This window comes from Jeotgalibacillus haloalkalitolerans (assembly GCF_034427455.1).
In the GTDB taxonomy this organism is placed as follows: domain Bacteria; phylum Bacillota; class Bacilli; order Bacillales; family Jeotgalibacillaceae; genus Jeotgalibacillus; species Jeotgalibacillus haloalkalitolerans.
This window is the reverse complement of the sequence record NZ_JAXQNN010000006.1, coordinates 140656-161212: the sequence shown is the minus strand read 5'-3', so window position 1 is coordinate 161212 and position 20557 is coordinate 140656. Positions and strand designations below refer to the sequence as shown.

Here is a 20557-nt window from a genome sequence, read left to right as displayed (position 1 = left end):
GGCCGCGCGGAAAGCGTCCGCCTGAAGCGGAAATCAGCTGGTTGCAAAGTAAATAATCCCAATATTCCGACATTCGAAAGGATGAAATCCAGTTGAAAAAAGAACAGCTCCTCTACGAAGGTAAAGCAAAACGACTCTATCAGACAGATCAAAAAGACGTTCTATGGATTGAATACAAAGACTCAGCTACTGCATTTAACGGTGAAAAGAAAGAAACGATTGCCGGAAAAGGCGTACTGAATAACCTGATTACAAGTCTTCTTTTTGAAAAGCTGAAGGCAGAAGGCATTGAGTCTCACTTTATCAAAAAGATCTCTGATCATGAACAGCTGGTAAAGGCAGTGGAGATCATTCCAATTGAAGTGGTTGTCAGAAACACTGTAGCAGGTACGCTTGCGAAGCGGATTGGTCTGGATGAAGGAACAAAGCTTCCGAAAACAATCGTGGAGTGGTATTACAAGGACGATGATCTCGGTGATCCGCTGATTAATGAAGATCACATTGATGTTCTCGGACTTGCTTCAGCTGAGGAACTGTCCCTTTTAAAAGAAAAAGGGCTTCAGGTGAATCAGGTCATGACCGCATTTTTCAAAGAAATCGGTCTTGATTTAATCGATTTCAAGCTTGAATTTGGACGTGATGAAAACGGACAGGTGCTGCTTGCTGATGAGATTTCCCCTGATACGTGCAGGCTTTGGGATATTAAAACGGGTGAGAAGATGGATAAAGATGTGTTCAGACGGAATCTTGGAAGTCTGACAGAAGCTTATGAAAAGGTATTAAACCGACTGGGAGGCGTCAAATCATGATAAAAGTTAAAGTTCATGTAACGTTAAGAGAGAGTGTACTTGATCCGCAGGGAACAGCAGTAAAGAATTCACTTCATGCAATGGATTATCACGAAGTGCAGGATGTACGAATCGGAAAATACCTGGAGCTTTTAATTGAGCCGTCTGACCGTCCGCTTGAAGAAACGGTTAAAGAAATGTGCGAGAAGCTTCTTGCAAATACAGTTATTGAGAACTATGAGTTTGAAGTGGAGGAGGCCGTTACACAATGAAGTTTGCGGTCATTGTATTTCCAGGATCAAACTGTGACATTGACATGTATCACGCAGTAAAGGATGAGCTTGGTGAGGAAGTTGAATACGTCTGGCATGATGAGGCTGACTTAAGTCAGTTTGACGGCGTTTTACTGCCTGGCGGGTTCTCTTATGGAGATTACCTGCGTTCAGGGTCTATCGCACGCTTTTCGAATGTGATGACTGAAGTGGTGAAGGCTGCTGAAGCCGGTAAGCCTGTGCTTGGCGTATGTAACGGATTCCAGATTCTGCTTGAAGCAGGATTGCTGCCTGGCGCTATGCTTCGTAATCAGGGACTGAAATTTATCTGTCGACCTGTCGAACTTGAAGTTGTCAATAACGGGACAATGTTTACACAAGCCTATCAGCCAAATGAGCGGATCACAGTACCAGTCGCTCATGGTGAAGGCAACTATTTCTGTGACGCAGACACACTAAAGCAGCTTGAAGCAAACGGACAGATCGCTTTCCGTTATGCAGATAATCCAAATGGCAGCCTGCTTTCAATTGCAGGGATCACGAATGAAAAAGGAAATGTACTTGGCATGATGCCTCACCCTGAACGTGCTGTGGACGAGCTGTTAGGAAGTGCGGATGGGCTTAAATTGTTTCAATCAATCGTAAAACACTGGAGGGACTCTCATGTCGTTAATGCTTGAACCGGCAGATCAGCAAATCAAGGATGAGAAAATCTACCGAGAAATGGGGCTGACTGATGAAGAATTCAGCCTTGTAGAGAAGATCCTGGGCAGATTGCCTAACTATACAGAGCTTGGATTATTTTCAGTGATGTGGTCAGAGCACTGCAGCTATAAAAATTCAAAGCCTCTTTTAAAGAAATTCCCTGTCACAGGTGAGCAGGTACTTCAGGGACCGGGAGAAGGAGCTGGCATTGTTGATATTGGAGACGGCCAGGCAGTGGCATTTAAAATCGAGAGTCATAATCACCCATCTGCCATCGAACCTTACCAGGGTGCGGCGACAGGTGTCGGCGGCATTATACGGGACGTATTTTCAATGGGAGCTAGACCCATTGCGATACTCAATTCCCTACGCTTTGGAGAACTGGATTCTCCTCGTGTTCGGTACTTATTTGAGCAGGTAGTTGCAGGGATCGCAGGATACGGTAACTGTATCGGCATTCCGACAGTCGGCGGCGAAGTCCAGTTTGACAAATCTTATGACGGTAACCCGCTTGTTAATGCCATGTGTGTCGGGCTGATTAATCATGATGAGATTCAGAAAGGCCAGGCAAAGGGTGTTGGTAACACAGTGATGTATGTCGGGGCAAAAACTGGCCGCGATGGCATCCACGGTGCGACATTTGCATCTGAAGAACTAACAGAGGACTCAGATGAAAAGCGTCCAGCAGTACAGGTGGGAGATCCATTTATGGAAAAGCTTCTGCTTGAAGCATGCCTTGAACTGATTAAAAACGATGCGCTGATCGGCATTCAGGATATGGGTGCAGCGGGTCTGACAAGCTCGTCAGCTGAGATGGCAAGTAAAGCAGGTTCAGGTATTGAAATGAACCTTGATCTTGTCCCACAGCGTGAAACAGGTATGTCAGCTTATGAAATGATGCTGTCTGAATCACAAGAGCGTATGCTGATTGTCATTGAAAAAGGGCGCGAAAAAGAAATTCAGGAGCTGTTCCATAAGTATGACCTTGATGCAGTAGCTGTCGGAACGGTTACAGATGATAAGCGTCTCCGTCTTCTTCATGAAGGAAACGTTGTAGCAGATGTACCGGTTGATGCGCTTGCTGAAGATGCACCGGTCTATCATAAGCCTTCAAAAGAGCCTGTTTACTATCGTGAATTCCAGGCGATTGAAAATCAGGAACCTGAAGTTGAAAATGTGGAAGAAACGCTGCATGCACTTTTAAAACAACCGACTATCGCGAGTAAAGAATGGGTCTATGATCAGTATGACTATCAGGTGCGCACAAACACGGTTGTAACGCCTGGTTCTGATGCAGCCGTTCTTCGTATCCGCGGCACTGAAAAGGCGCTTGCAATGACAACAGACTGCAATTCACGCTATTTGTATCTTGATCCTGAGACAGGCGGGAAAATCGCAGTGGCAGAAGCTGCACGTAACATTGTCTGCTCAGGCGGACGTCCGCTTGCGATTACAGACTGCCTGAACTTTGGAAGTCCTGATAAGCCGGAGATTTTCTGGCAGATGGAGAAATCCGTGGATGGTATGAGTGAAGCGTGCCGCGTGCTGAATGCACCTGTTATTGGCGGAAACGTTTCTTTATATAACGAAACAAACGGTACAGCGGTCTACCCGACACCGGTTGTCGGAATGGTTGGCCTGATTGAAAAGCTGGATCATATTACAACTCAAAGCTTCAAGCAGGCAGGAGACGCTGTATACCTTATTGGGGATACAAAAACTGAGTTTGGAGGAAGTGAGCTTCAAAAGCTGACTGCAGGAGAGATCTCAGGGAAAGCACCTGAGCTTGATTTAGCAACAGAACTTGATCGTCAGCAAAAGGTGTTAACAGCAATCCAGCAGGGACTTGTACAATCTGCACACGATCTTGCTGAAGGCGGTCTTGCAGTGGCGCTTGCTGAGTCGGCATTCGGTTCAGGTCTTGGTGTTACAGCTGAAACAGAAGGTTCTGCAGTAACTGAACTCTTCAGCGAAACACAATCAAGATTCCTGATCAGTGTGAAGCCGGAAAATCAGGAAGCATTTGAAGAACTGACAGGCGCAAAGAAAATTGGTGAAGTGACAGCACAGCCTGTATTAAAAGTTGTGCATAACGGAGCAGCTGTTATCGACCAGCCAGTAGAAAAATTTGAAGAGAGCTGGAGAGGAGCAATCCCATGCTTGCTGAATTAAAAGGATTAAATGAAGAATGTGGCGTCTTCGGCGTCTGGGGCCACGAACAGGCTGCACAGATGACGTATTACGCACTTCAAAGCTTACAGCACCGCGGTCAGGAAGGAGCGGGAATCGCTGCGACTGACGGAGAAAACTTATCTTTTTCTAAAGGTGAGGGGCTTGTAACAGAGGTATTTACCCAGGAAATGCTTGAAGAGTTGAAGGGGCATGGCGCAATTGGACACGTCCGCTATGCAACTGCAGGAGGCGGCGGCTATGAAAACGTTCAGCCGCTTGTCTTCCGCTCTCAAAGTGGCACCCTGACACTTGCCCACAATGGGAACCTGGTGAATGCCAATCAGTTAAAACACCAGCTTGAACGTCAGGGAAGCATCCTTCAGACAACATCAGATACGGAAGTACTTGCACACCTCATTAAAAGAAGCGGATATGCATCCCTTGAGGAACGTGTGAAGAACGCACTGACTATGTTAAAAGGGGCTTATGCTTTTGTCATCATGACTGAAACTGAATTAATGGTTGCGCTGGATCCGCATGGTTTAAGACCGTTGACGCTTGCAAAAGTCGGTGACGGCTATGCAGTAGCATCTGAGACGTGTGCATTTGACATTATCGGTGCAGAAGTCATCCGTTCGGTAGAGCCCGGAGAACTGTTGATTATTAATGATGAAGGCATCCGCTCAGAGCGCTTTTCATATGCAACAAACCGTGCGATCTGTTCAATGGAATATATCTACTTCTCACGTCCGGACAGTGACATCGACGGGATCAACATTCACTCGGCGAGAAAGCGTCTCGGCAAGCAGCTTGCGCAGGAATTCCCGATTGAAGCAGATGTCGTAACAGGGGTCCCTGACTCAAGTATTTCAGCAGCAATCGGCTACGCTGAGGAAGCATCGATTCCTTATGAAATGGGACTAATCAAAAACCGTTATATTGGCCGTACATTTATTCAACCCTCTCAGGAGCTTCGGGAGCAGGGTGTCAAAATGAAGCTGTCACCGGTCAGAGGTGTTGTTGAAGGTAAGCGTGTGGTTATGGTGGATGATTCAATCGTTCGCGGAACAACCAGCCGCCGTATCGTGAAAATGCTGAAGGAAGCCGGTGCGACTGAAGTGCATGTTGTCATCAGTTCACCGCCGATTAAAAATCCGTGCTTTTACGGAATTGATACAAGCAGTCATGAAGAGCTGATCGCTTCTAAACACTCTGTCGAAGAAATCCGTCAGCAAATCGGTGCTGATACATTATCATTTCTCAGTGTAGAAGGACTCGTTAAAGCGGTCGGCCGCGAAGATGAAGGTGAAAACCGCGGACACTGTCTGGCATGCTTTACAGGAAAGTATCCAACCGAGATTTACCCGGATACCCTGCATCCGTACGAAAAAGAACTGGCGCATTAATATTAATTAAATTTATGACTTAAACGATAGAATGCAATGAATTCATTAAGAGGTTTTCTTAAGATCCACAGCGTAGATCGCAGTATAAGGAGGCGACTCCTGCGGCAGGAAGAAACAGGTGAGGCATATGGCGAAGCCTGCTGGCTCACCGCCCGGCCGCGGAAAGCGTCCCCCTGAAACGGAGATCGTGCGCCAAGACCCAACAGCGTATTCAAGGAGGAACATTCATGTCTGATGCCTACAAACAGGCCGGAGTTAACATCGAAGCAGGATACGAAGCAGTAGAGCGTATGAAAAAGCATGTGAAACGCACAGAGCGCGCAGGCATTATGGGCGCATTCGGCGGTTTTGGCGGAATGTTTGACCTGTCAGCCCTGAATTACAAGGAACCAGTCCTGATCTCGGGAACAGACGGTGTCGGAACAAAGCTGAAGCTTGCATTTGCCATGGACAAGCATGACACAATCGGCGTTGACTGTGTGGCAATGTGTGTAAATGATATTGCTGCCCAGGGCGCAGAGCCACTGTATTTCCTTGATTACCTGGCAGTCGGTAAAGCAGAGCCTGAAAAGATTGAACAGCTTGTAAAAGGAATCGCAGACGCATGTGTAGACTCCGGCTGTGCCTTAATTGGCGGAGAAACTGCTGAAATGCCTGGTATGTATGAAGAAGATGAGTATGACATGGCAGGGTTTGCCGTTGGAGCCGCTGAAAAAAGCCGGATCATTACAGGGGAAGCGATTCAGCCTGGAGATGTATTAATCGGATTACCGTCAAGCGGGATTCACAGCAATGGCTTTTCACTGGTCAGAAAAGTACTGCTTGAGCAAAGTCAAATGCAGCTCACTGACCGTCCCGAGGGATTTGAAGAAACACTTGGTGAAGTTCTATTAACACCAACACGCCTGTATCCTAAAGCTGTAAAAACAGCACTTGCAGCGGGTGAAATCACTGGAATGGCACATATCACCGGTGGCGGATTCTATGAAAACCTTCCACGTATGCTGCCTGAAGGAACATCCATTGAAGTGAACAATAACAGCTGGCCGGTACTTCCGGTATTTGATCTGATTCAAAAAGCCGGAGACTTTTCAGATCAGGAAATGTTCAGCGTATTTAATATGGGAATCGGCTTTGTGTTTGCAGTGCGTCCAGATTATGCAGCAGCTGTTCAGAGAAAGCTTGCAGATGCAGGTGAAGAAAGCTACGAGATTGGTCACGTGACAGCTGGAAGCGGAAAGAAGGTAACCATACATGAGTGAGGTTAAATTTGCGGTATTTGCATCAGGAAGCGGCAGTAACTTTGAAGCAATCGCCCAGGCAATCCGTGATGGCAGATTAAAAGGCTCCCTCGTGCTGCTCGTCACGGACAAACCTGGTGCGTTTGCCGTCAATCGTGCAGAAGCACTTGGGGTTGATGTTTGCGCATTGAATCCTAAAGATTTTCCGTCAAAAGCTGAGTATGAGACAGCAATTCTTGAAATGCTTCATGAAAAAGAAGTAGAATGGCTGGTATTAGCAGGGTATATGAGACTTATCGGTTCTGTCCTTCTTCAGGCCTATCCGAAACGTATTGTCAATGTGCATCCATCACTTCTCCCTGCATTTCCGGGGAAAGACGCGCTTGGACAGGCAATCGACAGCGGGATGAAAGTAACAGGTGTGACGATTCATTATGTAGATGAAGGAATGGATACAGGGCCTGTGATTGTGCAGGAGCCTTTTAAGATTCCTGATGGATGGGAAAGAGATGAGATTGAAAAGGTGATCCACGGAATTGAGCATCGCCTTTACCCTGAAACACTTAACCAGCTATTTGCTGAAGCATTGGAGGAAACAAAATGACAAAACGTGCGTTAATCAGTGTCTCTGAAAAAGCAGGCATTGTAGAATTTGCAGAGCAATTACAGTCTCTTGGATATGAGATTCTATCAACTGGCGGGACAAAAACACTGCTTGCTGACAATGGGGTTACAGTAAAAGGTGTAGATGAAGTAACAGGCTTCCCTGAAATTCTTGAAGGACGCGTAAAAACCCTTCATCCATCTATTCATGGAGGGCTTCTTGCTAAGCAGGATCAGCCTGACCACCAGCGTCAGCTTCAGGAGCAGGGCATTGAAGCAATTGACCTTGTCTGTGTCAATTTATACCCGTTCCAGCAAACAATCGCAAAGCCGAATGTGTCATTTGAAGATGCAGTTGAAAATATTGATATCGGCGGCCCTACAATGCTGCGCGCAGCTGCGAAAAATCATGCGTATTTAACAGTGGTTGTCGACTCTGAAGATTATGATAAAGTAATTGAAGAGTTAAAAGCAGGCGGAGTTTCACCTGCACTTAAAAAGCGTCTGGCTGCAAAAGTCTTCAGACATACGGCAGCTTATGATGCTTATATCGCACAATACTTAACTGAGGAATCCGGCGAAGAGAATCCTGAAAGAATCACAGTCACGTATGAACGAAAGCAGGATCTGCGATACGGTGAAAACCCTCACCAGAAAGCAGCATTCTACCGTAATCCGTTAGGGTCTGAGTTCTCAATCGCCCATGCCCGACAGCACCATGGAAAAGAGTTATCTTATAACAACATTAAGGATGCGGATGCAGCGCTTCAGATTGTAAAGGACTTTGATCAGGCAGCAGCTGTTGCAGTGAAGCATATGAATCCATGCGGAGTCGGGACCGGTGATAGCCCGCAGGAGGCTTTCCAGCGTGCATTTGAAGCTGATTCTACATCCATCTTTGGCGGGATTGTCGCTTTTAACCGCGGAGTGAATAAAGAAACTGCTGAAAAGCTGGCTGAAATTTTCCTTGAGATCGTCATTGCACCGGCATTTTCAGATGATGCGCTTGAGATTCTGACGAAGAAGAAGAATATCAGATTACTGACTGTTCCATTTGACCGCCATTTAAAACATGAATACATCTACACGTCAGTTGAAGGCGGACTGCTTGTTCAGGATCAGGACCGCTATACACTCGAAGATGCTGACCTCAAAGTTGTTACAAAGCGTGAACCGACTGATGAGGAGTGGACAGCAATGAAGACTGCCTGGAAGGTGGTGAAGCACGTTAAGTCGAATGCTATTGTTGTTGCTGAACCGCATATGACACTTGGCATTGGTGCTGGTCAGATGAACCGGGTCGGCGCAGCTAAAATCGCGCTTGAACAGGCAGGCGAACGCGCACAGGGAGCTGCACTTGCTTCCGATGCCTTCTTCCCGATGGATGATACAGTTGAAGCGGCTGCTAAAGCCGGTATCACTGCAATTATTCAGACGGGTGGATCGATTAAGGATGAAGATTCTATTAAGAAAGCTGATGAGTATGGCATTGCTATGGTCATGACAGGCGTACGCCACTTTAAGCATTAATTTGTTTTGAGTAACTATGATTGAAACTTTTCTATTTGCGTAAGAGGTCCATGTCAAAGCCGCTTACAGAATATTTTTAGCCGGCTTCTTTTTGAGGCCGGCTCTTTTTAAATATAAGTCAGGAAAAATAAGATTACTGGAGGAATTTAGATGAATGTACTTGTGGTTGGACGCGGAGGACGCGAGCATGCGCTTTGCTATAAATTTTATCAGGATGAATCAGTCAGTAAGGTTTTTTGTGCCCCTGGGAATGCAGGAATTGCAGCACATGCTGAATGTATCGAGATTGAAGAGACAGATCAGCAGAAACTTGTGGAGTTCGCAAAAAAGAATGATATTGCACTGACTGTGATCGGACCGGAGCAGCCGCTAGCTGAGGGGTTAACCGATCTGTTTTTAGCAGAAGGACTGAAAGTGTTCGGACCGACTCAAAAAGCTTCTGCAATTGAAGGCAGTAAGGCATTTGCAAAAGAGCTGATGGAAAAGTACAGCATTCCAACCGCAGGCTATGAAACATTCACTAGCTTCCGGGAGGCGTCTGATTACATAAAGAAAAAAGGGGCGCCTATTGTGATTAAAGCGGATGGTCTTGCTGCAGGGAAAGGTGTCGTTGTGGCAATGACTGAAGCAGACGCACTGGCAGCTGCTGAAGATATGCTTGAACACAACCGTTTTGGTGCTTCATCTGCAAAAATTGTGGTAGAAGACTTTCTTGATGGTGAAGAATTTTCATTTATGTGTCTGGTCAACGGAGAATCGATTGTTCCACTGGCGCTCGCACAGGATCATAAAAGGGCATATGACAATGATGAAGGTCCAAACACTGGAGGAATGGGTGCATATTCTCCAGTCGCTCATCTCCCGGAACATACTGAAAAAAAAGCAATGAATGAGATTATTAAGCCGGTTGTTCAGGCAATGATTCAGGAAGATAATCCTTTTACAGGGGTTTTATATGCGGGGCTCATTTTAACAGAAGATGGACCAAAAGTGATTGAATTCAATGCGCGTTTTGGTGATCCGGAAACGCAGGTGGTACTCCACAGAATGGAATCTGATCTTGCGCAGCTCCTGTTAAACCTGCTAGAAGGTAAAACAGAAGATGTAAAATGGAGTGATGATACGGTTGTTGGGGTTGTCATTGCTTCTAAAGGATATCCGGATGCTTATGAAAAGGGTCACTCAGTACAGCAGATTCTTGATACAAATGCTTTCTTCTATCATGCGGGAACGAGATTTAAGGAAACAGAAGTGGTTTCTGATGGTGGGAGGATATTACTGGCTGCCGGTTCAGGATCCAGTGTTGAATCAGCCCGTCAGCACGTTTACAGCGCGCTTGAAACCACTACAGCAGAGCAATTCTTTTACAGAAAAGATATTGGCCATAAAGCATTAAAAAGAAGTTAGAATTTTCTAAAATAATGACTAAATTGGCGTTAATAAGAGTATTTAGGTGAAATACATTCTTTTTGCACCAGATTTGACCATTTTCAGCTCTTGCGAATCAATTCTTCTGACATATAATGAGGATACAGGTATTCTCTATAAAGAACAAAAGAAGAGGTGATAACATGGTGCGGAAAGAATGTCCTAAATGCACGCGGTCTTCCTATAGCAGCGGTACCCTTGAAATCTGGCTTTGTCCTGTATGCGGTGAGGATCTCACTACATTTCCATCTCTCAGAGCAGTCTCTTATTACGAACTGAATCAGCACATTCGTCAATCTGCTTACCACCATTCCTCAAAATAATCCAAATGAAACATTGTAACATAAATTTAATGTTGAAAAAGTCAGAATATTTAGGTAAATAGGACTATTTATTTGTGACTATCCTAGTGATAATATAAGTTCATACCAGAAATTATACCTAAACTCAAACTTTTAGCCCTAAGTTGATCCCAGATGCAGCAATCGCTTTGAGAGAACAGAAAAAGGCAAACCATCTGAAAGGGTGGGACGCAAAGCTTACGGGTCTAAGGCCAAGAAAGAGATAGGGAGCTATGACGGCTGAGCCGCCTGAAGTACTGTAGAAAGTATTTTAGGAGGGGAATGTAATGGGTCGTAAACACGAAGTGGATGTTGAATGGATGGCGCTTATTGAGGAAGCTGTACAAGCAGGAATTCCGGTGGAGGATATTAGAGATTTCCTGGAAGGAGCAGGTTCTGCCAATTGGAGGAGGAATGATTTAGTTGTTGGGTAAGACTGATTTAAAACGATAAGATAGCCTGTGCAAAGCATTTCGCTGCACAGGCTATTTTTGATTGATACGCCATTTGTTAAATTCAATAAACTCTTTAAACTGTTCTTTAGAGATCCCGGATTCCATTGCTGTTTTCGCGAGATTCACCCACTCACTGTCCACGTTTTTTTCATCACTATCAGGGTCCAGCAGAGAGTTGACCGTAACACCAAGTACTGGAGCAATCTTCTCCAGAAATTGAATAGATGGATTCTTTTGAAGATTTCTCTCAAGAGAGCTGATATATGATTTAGCAACGCCTGCCTGTTCAGCCAGTTCAGTCAGCGACATTTTCTTTTCTTTCCGTAAAGCTTTAACACGGTCTCCGATCATGAAAATCACTCTCTTTGCTAAGTTTATTGTTATTTAAATAATATCATACAAATAAAAAAAGACCACTAATAACTAACAGAGTAAAAAACTTTTTCTGAATATTCAAACTTAAAACCTTAATTATACATGTAACAAAGAGTTTCTGATAATAATTTTGGTCAGGTGTTTTGATGAATCATTGTAAAAGTATTTATCAATAATAATTTTTAGGAAAAAATGTATTTTGTTAAAATAATGTTCAGCTATACACAAATTCTTTAAATACACACATTTCTTTTGTGCGGTGACGCGTAAAATATGGTAAGCTTAATGAAACTTTTAGAGGAATTATTGGAGTGATGAGAGTGGAACAGAGATTTCCGTGGAAGATCAGTCATTTAAGAGACCATACTTCCATATTGGAAGGAACGAAATCACCTGATCTTGTACTTGCTAATACTAATTATTTAAATTCAACCCTTCATCAATGGGTGAAAGGGAATATATGGATATACCAGGATAGAATCATCTATGCAGGGAGCGACATGCCTGAAAAATTAAATGGAACTGAAGTGCTTCACCTTGAAGACAAGTGGATTGTACCGGGTTATATTGAACCTCATGTTCATCCGTTTCAGCTCTATAATCCACACAGCTTTGGGGAGTATGCAGCCAAGCGCGGAACGACGACATTTATTCAGGACAATTTGATGCTCCTTTTATTATGCGACAAAAAGAAAGCGCTTCCTTTTATGCAGCAGTTCAAAACGTCACCACTGACATATTACTGGTGGAGCAGACTGGATTCGCAGACAGAGCTCCGCGCGGAAGAGGAAGTCTTTACAAACGGAGAAGTGCTGTCATGGCTTGATGACCCGAGTGTTTTACTCGCCGGGGAGCTTACTTCCTGGCCGAAGCTTGCAGAGGGGGACGACCTGCTGCTGAGCTGGGTGCAAGAAGCGCGGCTGCGTTATAAGCGGGTGGAAGGACATTTGCCTGGCGCATCTGAGAAAACGATTGCGAAAATGTCACTGCTTGGTGTAACAGGTGATCATGAAGCAATGTCAGGGGACGATGTATGGAAGCGTCTTGAACAGGGGCTTGCAGTGACCCTCAGACATTCATCCATCAGACCGGATCTGCCGAAGTTGATCAGAGAGTTAAAGGAACGCAATCTGCATTCTTTTGATTCACTCATGATGACAACAGACGGGTCAAGTCCATCCTTTTATGAGAGTGGTGTCATGGATCAGCTTGTCCGGATTGCAATTGAAGAAGGAGTGGAGCCGATTGAAGCGTACCATATGGCTTCTTTTGCAATCGCGAAATATTACCGTCTGGATTATATGCAGGGAATGATTGCAACTGGTCGTCTTGCTACCTTAAACATTCTGGGTGACCCGGCTAACCCTGTTCCTGAATCAGTGATGTCTAAAGGTAAATGGATCTTAAAGGATGGTCAGGAACAGGAACCGCTGTTTACACCAGACTGGTCAGACATACAACCGCTTGAGATCGACTGGACGCTTGATGCTGATGACCTGCAGTTTTCAATGCCATGCGGGATCGACATGGTCAATAACGTCATCACCAAGCCTTATTCAGTATCTATTGATGCAAGTGTGAACGAGCTTCCGCGTGATAATGATGAAAGCTTTCTTATGCTTGTGGACCGTTACGGGGAGTGGAAAATCTGTACGCTGATTAAAGGGTTTGCGAGTAATCTTGGAGGACTGGCTTCTTCTTTTTCAAGTACAGGGGATATTCTGCTGATTGGTAAGAGTAAAAAGGATCTGCTGGATGCCTTCGCGAGGATGAAGGAAATTGGAGGCGGCATTGTGCTGATGGATCAGGGAGAAATGCTTCATGAAATTCCATTGCCGCTTGGCGGTGTCATGTCAGATCAGCCGATGGAAACCCTGATTGAGGGTGAAAAGAAGCTCCGCGATGTACTGAAAGAATGCGGATACGCCTTTGATGATCCGGTTTATACACTATTATTTCTGTGCTCAACCCACTTACCTTATTTAAGAGTGACACAGCGCGGAATCTATGATGTAAAAAAGAAAACGGTACTCTTTCCAACGATAATGCGTTAAAATGTAAAAGAGTCCTATTTTTAGCTGAGCACACGTTTGCTCTTGCAATACTTTTAAAAGGAGCTGTATCTGTCTGATGCAAATCGATAAGTTAAGAGGAAAAGAACTGGACCAGCTATGCGAAGCCGTTCTTTCACTTAAAGACAAAGACGAAGCCTACCGATTCTTTGATGACTTGTGCACAATTAATGAAATACAATCTCTTGCTCAGCGCCTTGAAGTGGCACGTATGCTGCGTGAAGGGAATACCTATCATAAAATTGAAACACAAACCGGTGCAAGTACTGCAACCATCTCGCGCGTTAAGCGCTGCCTGAACTATGGTAATGATACTTACGCAATGGTTCTTGAGCGCGTTCATCAGAGTGATGACAGTGGTGAAGATAAAGAGTAATATTTTTAAGGGGGTGGGACAATGTGTCCTGCCCTCTTAATCGTTTCGCTCGTATTGTAAATTAACAACTTTGAAAAGAGTTTGTTCCAAAACAAGATATTGTAGTAAGTCATATATTGTTTTTTGTGAAATTTAAGTGCAGCGGAGCGTAAGGCGGCGACTCCACCGGGATGTGACCGACAGCTGAGACCCCACAGGCGAAGCCGAGGAGGCTTAGCGCGGTCCCCGGGGAAAGCGTCCGCCTGAAGCGCAGCGGAACGAGTAAGAAGATGAGACAGCATCAGTCCCATCTTCTTTTTTTAACGACTTTATAACTTCATCCCCACTTCTCTTTTAGAGTCACTTCTTCGGTGCTATAATAGTACGGATAATGAGTGTTCGAATGGAGGACTTGGGATGTACGATGTCCGGGAATGGAAGCATGTATTTAAACTGGACCCTAATAAAGAAATAACGGATGAAGCACTTGAAAAGATATGTGAATCAGGCACAGATGCAGTCATGGTTGGCGGTTCTGATGGTGTGACACTTGAAAATGTGCTTGATCTGATGGCGCGCGTGCGCAGATATACAGTCCCGTGTGTACTTGAGGTATCGGCTCTTGAAGCCATTACACCTGGCTACGATTTATATTTTATACCGACTGTTTTGAATACTGAGGATCCAAAATGGTTCAAAGGAATTCATCATGAAGCGGTGAAAGAACATGGGGATCTGATGAACTGGGAAGAGATTCTTGCAGAAGGCTACTGCATTTTGAATCCGGATTGTAAGGCAGCATCATTAACAGGAGCAGATGCAACAATCAGTGATGATGAGGTTATTGCCTATGCACGCATGGCTGAACACCTGTTTTCACTTCCGGTTTTCTATATGGAATACAGCGGAACTTACGGTGATCCGTCACTTGTTAAAAGAGTAAGCGGTGAATTAAAAGATACTGTCCTATTTTACGGAGGCGGTATTCAAGGTGAAAAGGAAGCCAGAGAGATGGCTGCATACGCTGACGTCATCGTAGTCGGCAATATTATTTATGATGACCTAAAAGAAGCGTTGAAAACAGTTTTAAATTAGTGCTTTATTAAAGACAGTTTCTGTTTCTGCACAGCTGATGATTGTAGCGTAAGGGGGCGGCTCGCAGGAAGGGACGTGTGAGGCCATGGCGAAGCCTGCTGACTCACCGCCCGGCCGCGGAAAGCGTCCCCCTGGAGTGAAAATCATCAGCCATCTTTAAGAAAGTTTAGATTAAAGTTGTCCGGAAGCAAATATCCGGGCTATAATAAGAACAAATGTTCGAGGTGGTGCGACGATGCAATTTTTAACAGATCGTCTGCTGAATGGAATGAATCCTGAGCAGGCAAAAGCAATTAAAGCAACAGATGGCCCGCTGCTGATTATGGCAGGTGCGGGTTCCGGGAAGACTAGAGTACTGACACACCGGATCGCGTATTTAATGATTGAAAAAGGGGTAGCGCCTTACAACATTCTGGCGATTACCTTTACAAACAAAGCTGCGCGTGAAATGAAAGACCGTGTAGGAAGCATTCTTGGCGGAGCGGCAGAGGATGTATGGATTTCAACGTTTCACTCCATGTGTGTGAGGATTTTAAGGAGAGATATTGACCGGATCGGCTATAATCGTAATTTCACGATCCTTGATTCAACAGATCAGCAGTCAGTCATCAAGCGTATTTTAAAGGATAAGAACCTGGATCCGAAGAAGTTTGATCCGCGCGGCATTCTTGCTGCAATCAGCTCAGCAAAAAATGAGCTGACAACGCCTGAGCAGTTCGCAAAGGATGCAGGCAGCTATTATGATCAGACGATCAGTGAAGTGTTTTCTGAATACCAGAAAAGGCTTCGTAAAAACTCAGCGCTCGATTTTGATGACCTGATTATGCAGACGATTCATTTATTTGAACGCGTACCTGAAGTGCTTGAAAACTATCAGCGTAAATTTCAGTATATTCACGTGGATGAGTATCAGGATACAAACAGAGCGCAGTATCTGCTTGTCAAACAGCTGGCCTCACGCTTTAAAAACCTTTGTGTAGTCGGTGACTCGGATCAGTCAATTTACCGCTGGAGAGGCGCGGATATCACGAATATCCTGTCATTTGAAAAAGACTATCCGAACGCGAAAGTAATTTTACTTGAGCAGAACTACCGTTCAACAGAAAAAATACTTGATGCGGCGAATGCCGTTATTAAAAATAACCCGAACCGTAAAGCCAAGAATCTTTGGACAGATAATAAAGGCGGACAGAAAATCACGTATGTGCGTGCAGACAGTGAACAGGGTGAAGGGCAATTTGTTGCAGGAAAAATCAATGAGCTTGTCCGTTCCGGTGTAAGAAAGCCTTCTGATTTTGCGATCCTGTACAGAACCAATGCGCAGTCCCGTGTCATGGAGGAAGTACTCATGAAATCCAATATTGAGTACACCATTGTCGGCGGTACAAAGTTCTACGACAGAAAAGAAATTAAAGACATTCTGGCTTATCTCAGACTGGTTGCCAATCCGGATGATGATATCAGCCTGATCAGAATTATTAATGTACCAAAACGCGGAGTCGGCTCCACTTCACTTGATAAGATTGCAAACTACGCGCGTGATAACGAGATGTCGATGTATAATGCGCTCGAGCTTGCAGACTTTATCGGTCTCAGCGGAAGAGCGGCAAAGACTGTACTTGAGTTCCGTGACTTTATTAAAAACTTTACCCAGATGCAGGAGTACTTATCAGTAACTGAGCTGGTGGAGGATATTATTGATAAGTCCGGTTACAGAGAATCGCTTCAGGCAGAAAAAACAATTGAGGCACAAAGCAGACTTGAAAATATCGATGAGTTTCTGTCAGTAACAAAAGCATTTGAAGAAGCGAGTGACGATAAAAGTCTGATTGCATTTTTAACAGACCTTGCCCTTGTCGCTGATATTGACCAGCTGGATAAAGATGATGCTCCGGCAGATGCCGTAACGCTCATGACGCTGCACTCAGCGAAGGGACTTGAGTTTCCTGTTGTCTTCCTGATGGGGCTTGAAGAAGGGGTATTCCCACACAGCCGCTCACTGATGGAAGAGGCTGAAATGGAAGAGGAAAGACGACTTGCTTATGTAGGCATTACACGTGCTGAAGAAGAACTGTATATCACAAATGCCCAGATGAGAACGTTATTCGGACGTACAAATATGAACCCTGTCTCAAGATTTATTGCTGAAATTCCGGCTGAATTACTTGAAGAGCCGATGAAAAAAGAAACTTCTTCAGGCAGCAGAAGCTTCGGATCACCATCAAAACCGCAGCCGAGAAAAAGTCCCGTCAGACGCCCTGCACCGCGCAACACCGGTGGCAGCGATCTGGGCTGGAGTGTCGGTGATAAAGCACAGCACGGTAAATGGGGAACAGGCACTGTTGTCAGCGTAAAAGGTGAAGGGGATTCAATGGAACTTGATATTGCATTTCCAAGTCCAACAGGTGTAAAACGCCTGCTGGCCAAATTCGCACCGGTTAATAAAGTGACATAAGGAGTTGAGCCTGTGACCGCAGAGAAAAGAGTACAGGAGCTGCATGAGCTGCTGAATCAGTACAACTATGAGTATCATGTGCTGGACAAGCCCACAGTTCCTGATGCTGAATATGATCAGTTATTGAATGAATTAAAAGAAATAGAAGAATCGCACCCTGAGCTTGCTACTTCCGATTCCCCGACTCAGCGTGTCGGAGGAGCGGTACTTGAGCAATTTTCAAAGGTGACCCACAAGACCTCCATGCTGAGCCTTGGAAACGCCTTTAACGAAGAAGATCTGAGAGACTTCGATCGAAAGGTGAGAGAGGTGGCAGGAGACAGTGCAATGTACAGCTGCGAGCTCAAAATTGATGGCCTTGCAGTGTCACTCAGATATGAAGATGGCCTGTTTGTGCAGGGCGCGACCAGAGGAGACGGATCAGTCGGGGAAGACATTACGGCAAACCTGAAAACAATCCGTTCTATTCCGCTCCGTCTGAAAAAGCCGCTTTCCATTGAAGTCCGTGGAGAAGCATTTATGCCAAAGTCCTCCTTTCTCAAGCTGAATGAAGAAAGAGAAAAGAAGGAGGAAGCACTTTTTGCAAACCCGAGAAATGCCGCAGCGGGATCACTCAGACAGCTTGATCCACGGATTGCTGCTTCCAGAAACCTTGATATCTTTCTTTATGCCATTGGAGACCCCGGCGATACAGGTGTCAGGTCACAAAGCGAAGGAATGAAGCTGCTTAATGAGATGGGACTGAAGACCAACCCTGAACGGAAAATGTGCAGCTCCATTGATGAAGTCATGGATTATATCGGGGAATGGACTGAAAAAAGAGCAGACCTTTCCTATGATATAGATGGCATTGTCATCAAAGTGGACTCACTTGATCACCAGGAGGAGCTTGGCTTTACAGCGAAAAGTCCAAGGTGGGCGATTGCGTATAAGTTTCCTGCAGAAGAAGTCGTAACCGTTCTTCATGACATTGAACTGAGCATAGGCAGAACTGGCGTTGTTACACCTACTGCACTGCTTGAGCCTGTCAGGGTGGCAGGTACAACGGTCCAGCGCGCTTCACTTCATAATGAAGACCTGATCCGGGAGAAGGATATCCGTATTGGCGACCATGTCGTTATTAAAAAAGCAGGAGATATTATTCCTGAAGTTGTCAGCGTGATCACTGACAAACGGACTGGTGAAGAAAAAAAGTTCAATATGCCAACGCACTGCCCTACCTGTGAGAGTGAGCTTGAACGGCTGGAAGGGGAAGTCGCACTGCGCTGTCTGAATCCGAAATGTCCTGCCCAGCTGCAGGAAGGACTGACGCACTTTGTATCACGTAATGCAATGAACATTGATGGACTGGGCGAGAAAGTGATTGCACAGCTTTACCAGAGTGAATTAATTCAGGATGTTGCGGATCTTTACCGTTTAACAAAAGAGCAGCTCATCGGTCTTGACCGTATGGGCGAAAAATCAGCTGATAATCTGCTGAACGCAATTGAAGCATCAAAAAATAATTCAATGGAAAAGCTTTTGTTCGGTCTCGGAATCCGTCATGTAGGAGCCAAAGCTGCAAGAACAATTGCAGAACATTTCAGATCAGTAGATGCTTTAAAAGAAGCATCGGCAGAAGAATTGTGTCAAATTGATGAAATTGGTAACAAAATGGCCGATGCAATCGTCACATACTTTGAGAACGAAGAAGTACTTGAGTTAATAGAAGAGCTGCGTGAAAACGGCGTCAACCTTACTTATACAGGCCCGGTAAAGCAGAAAGCTGAAGACATTGATTCCGCTTTTGCAGGGAAAACAATTGTCCTGACTGGGAAATTAGCTCAATTGACACGCGGAGATGCAAAAGAGAAAATTGAATTACTTGGCGGAAAAGTAACCGGCAGTGTCAGTAAGAAAACAGATCTGTTAATTGCCGGAGAAGATGCAGGCTCCAAGCTGACGAAAGCACAGGAGTTAAATATACCAGTCTGGGATGAAGACCAGCTGGTAGAAGAAATCACAAAACAAGAGGTGTAGCAGTTACATGAAAAAATGGTTAGCCGCTGCGACGGGTACTGCACTGCTGATGAGCGGCTGTACGCCGTCTTTTCAGCAGGAAGATGAAGTTGTGCAGGAAAATGCCCCGGAGAACAGTGAAGAGCAGACGGTCATTATCCCTAATTTCCAGATATCTGATGAATACTACCGGACATTGCTCCCATACGAAGCATCACCATCTAGAGGGATGGTCGTTAACAATCTGAATACAAATTACGATATAGCTGAGTTTGAAAATGGCTTAATGCGTGTGGCCCAGCAGAATTTTTCACCTGAAGAGTATTTCTTTCAGGCAGGACAATTCCTGGAGAGTGATACAATCTCAAGCTGGTTAAACCGTGAATTTACAGACGAACAGCTTGCAGAATATGATATGGAACCTGAAGAAAATATCGGTTTGAACCCTGTTGATAATGGAGAAGGAACCCGTGCAGAAAGAGCAGAGAGAAGTCCGATCTATTTAGCGCATATCCTTGAGCATAACTATTTCGTCAAATCAGCTGAGGATGAATCAAAAGTAAGGCTGGGTGGTATCGTCATTGGTCTTGCGATGAACTCAGTGTATTACTATAACAATGATGGCGATCCTTTTGGTCCGACATTTGAAGAAAATATTCCTCAAAGCAGGCTTGAAGAAGAAGGTCAGGCGATGGCAGCAGAAGTCGTTTCACGTATCCGTGAGATCGGAGCCAATGATCCTGAAAAGGCAGAGCTTGCAGAAGTACCGATTACTGTTGCTTTATTTAAGCAGGAGCCTACAAGCACAGTGATTCCGGGTAACTTCTTTGGATACGCAACAGCAGATGGCGGCAGTAATGAGCTTGGTAGCTGGAATGAAATGAATGAAAACTATGTTTTGTTCCCCTCACAAGAAGCAAGAGATAATTACAGGGATGATGAGACAGCGTTCCTGAACTTCAAACAGGACATTGAAACGTATTTCCCTAACTTTAATAGTGTCATTGGGACAGGTCTTTACCGCGGTGACCAGCTGGCACAATTGCAGATTGATATTCCAATTCAGTTTTATGGGAAATCAGAAATTGTCGGCTTTACTCAGTATATTGCCGGAAGATTAATAGATTTGTTCCCGGAATACTTTGATATTGAAGTCAGCATCACATCAATAAATGGACCCGAAGCATTGATCATTAAAGAGCCTGATGATACAGAGCCGTTTGTTCATATTTATGAGCAGTAGGTGACGCATAATAAACCGGTGAT

Annotated in this window: 17 protein-coding genes and 1 riboswitch; of the genes, 16 read left to right on the top strand and 1 reads right to left on the bottom strand. The window is 44.9% G+C overall.

Annotation, left to right across the window (positions count from 1 at the left end):
* Positions 1-92: 92 nt before the first annotated feature.
* The 10 genes from purC (at position 93) to UFB30_RS14715 (ending at position 10920) form a co-directional block, all read left to right on the top strand.
* Positions 93-809: a phosphoribosylaminoimidazolesuccinocarboxamide synthase gene (purC, locus tag UFB30_RS14760; RefSeq protein ID WP_322422466.1), complete on the top strand. Its 717-nt coding sequence runs from the start codon at positions 93-95 to the stop codon at positions 807-809.
* On the top strand, positions 806-1060 hold the full coding sequence (purS, locus tag UFB30_RS14755; RefSeq protein WP_322422465.1) for a phosphoribosylformylglycinamidine synthase subunit PurS: 255 nt from the start codon (positions 806-808) through the stop codon (positions 1058-1060). The genes purC and purS overlap by 4 nt, the downstream gene beginning before the upstream one ends.
* Positions 1057-1740: a phosphoribosylformylglycinamidine synthase subunit PurQ gene (gene purQ, locus UFB30_RS14750; protein ID WP_322422464.1), complete on the top strand. Its 684-nt coding sequence runs from the start codon at positions 1057-1059 to the stop codon at positions 1738-1740. Before purS ends, purQ begins: the two co-directional genes overlap by 4 nt.
* On the top strand, positions 1724-3937 hold the full coding sequence (gene purL, locus UFB30_RS14745; protein ID WP_322422463.1) for a phosphoribosylformylglycinamidine synthase subunit PurL: 2214 nt from the start codon (positions 1724-1726) through the stop codon (positions 3935-3937). Before purQ ends, purL begins: the two co-directional genes overlap by 17 nt.
* A complete protein-coding gene (gene purF, locus UFB30_RS14740; protein WP_322422462.1) occupies positions 3922-5343 on the top strand; it encodes an amidophosphoribosyltransferase in 1422 nt (473 codons plus the stop codon). Before purL ends, purF begins: the two co-directional genes overlap by 16 nt.
* Before the next feature lie 227 nt (positions 5344-5570).
* Positions 5571-6605, top strand: coding sequence for a phosphoribosylformylglycinamidine cyclo-ligase (gene purM / locus UFB30_RS14735; protein WP_322422461.1), 1035 nt, complete (start codon positions 5571-5573; stop codon positions 6603-6605).
* Entirely contained in the window at positions 6598-7188 is a 591-nt protein-coding gene (purN, locus tag UFB30_RS14730; protein WP_322422460.1) for a phosphoribosylglycinamide formyltransferase, read from the top strand. The genes purM and purN overlap by 8 nt, the downstream gene beginning before the upstream one ends.
* Positions 7185-8717 carry a bifunctional phosphoribosylaminoimidazolecarboxamide formyltransferase/IMP cyclohydrolase gene (gene purH / locus UFB30_RS14725; protein ID WP_322422459.1) on the top strand — a complete coding sequence of 511 codons (1533 nt, stop codon included), beginning with the start codon at positions 7185-7187 and terminating at the stop codon, positions 8715-8717. The genes purN and purH overlap by 4 nt, the downstream gene beginning before the upstream one ends.
* A gap of 150 nt (positions 8718-8867) precedes the next feature.
* A complete protein-coding gene (gene purD / locus UFB30_RS14720) occupies positions 8868-10124 on the top strand; it encodes a phosphoribosylamine--glycine ligase (protein ID WP_322422458.1) in 1257 nt (418 codons plus the stop codon).
* 518 nt (positions 10125-10642) lie between these two features.
* A riboswitch (cyclic di-GMP riboswitch) is annotated at positions 10643-10739 on the top strand.
* A 34-nt stretch (positions 10740-10773) separates the two neighbouring features.
* The gene (locus tag UFB30_RS14715; protein ID WP_322422457.1) at positions 10774-10920 is read left to right on the top strand and encodes an anti-repressor SinI family protein; all 147 of its coding nucleotides are present in this window, start codon (positions 10774-10776) and stop codon (positions 10918-10920) included.
* Between the two features lie 51 nt (positions 10921-10971).
* Here UFB30_RS14715 and UFB30_RS14710 read toward each other — a convergent pair whose 3' ends face one another.
* Positions 10972-11292, bottom strand: coding sequence for a helix-turn-helix domain-containing protein (locus UFB30_RS14710; RefSeq protein ID WP_322422456.1), 321 nt, complete (start codon positions 11290-11292; stop codon positions 10972-10974).
* Positions 11293-11630: 338 nt separating this feature from the next.
* On the opposite strand from UFB30_RS14710, the gene UFB30_RS14705 reads away from it, so the two are divergent.
* From UFB30_RS14705 to UFB30_RS14680, 6 genes are all read left to right on the top strand, one after another.
* Positions 11631-13370, top strand: coding sequence for an adenine deaminase C-terminal domain-containing protein (locus UFB30_RS14705; RefSeq protein WP_322422455.1), 1740 nt, complete (start codon positions 11631-11633; stop codon positions 13368-13370).
* 76 nt (positions 13371-13446) lie between these two features.
* Positions 13447-13764, top strand: coding sequence for a YerC/YecD family TrpR-related protein (locus tag UFB30_RS14700; RefSeq protein ID WP_322422454.1), 318 nt, complete (start codon positions 13447-13449; stop codon positions 13762-13764).
* Positions 13765-14160: 396 nt separating this feature from the next.
* On the top strand, positions 14161-14838 hold the full coding sequence (gene pcrB, locus UFB30_RS14695; RefSeq protein WP_322422453.1) for a heptaprenylglyceryl phosphate synthase: 678 nt from the start codon (positions 14161-14163) through the stop codon (positions 14836-14838).
* Positions 14839-15073: 235 nt separating this feature from the next.
* Positions 15074-17293 carry a DNA helicase PcrA gene (gene pcrA / locus UFB30_RS14690; protein ID WP_322422452.1) on the top strand — a complete coding sequence of 740 codons (2220 nt, stop codon included), beginning with the start codon at positions 15074-15076 and terminating at the stop codon, positions 17291-17293.
* A 12-nt stretch (positions 17294-17305) separates the two neighbouring features.
* Positions 17306-19312 carry an NAD-dependent DNA ligase LigA gene (ligA, locus tag UFB30_RS14685; protein ID WP_322422451.1) on the top strand — a complete coding sequence of 669 codons (2007 nt, stop codon included), beginning with the start codon at positions 17306-17308 and terminating at the stop codon, positions 19310-19312.
* Between the two features lie 7 nt (positions 19313-19319).
* Positions 19320-20534 (top strand): CamS family sex pheromone protein, encoded by a 1215-nt coding sequence (locus UFB30_RS14680; protein WP_322422450.1) that lies wholly within the window; start codon positions 19320-19322, stop codon positions 20532-20534.
* Positions 20535-20557 lie beyond the last annotated feature (23 nt).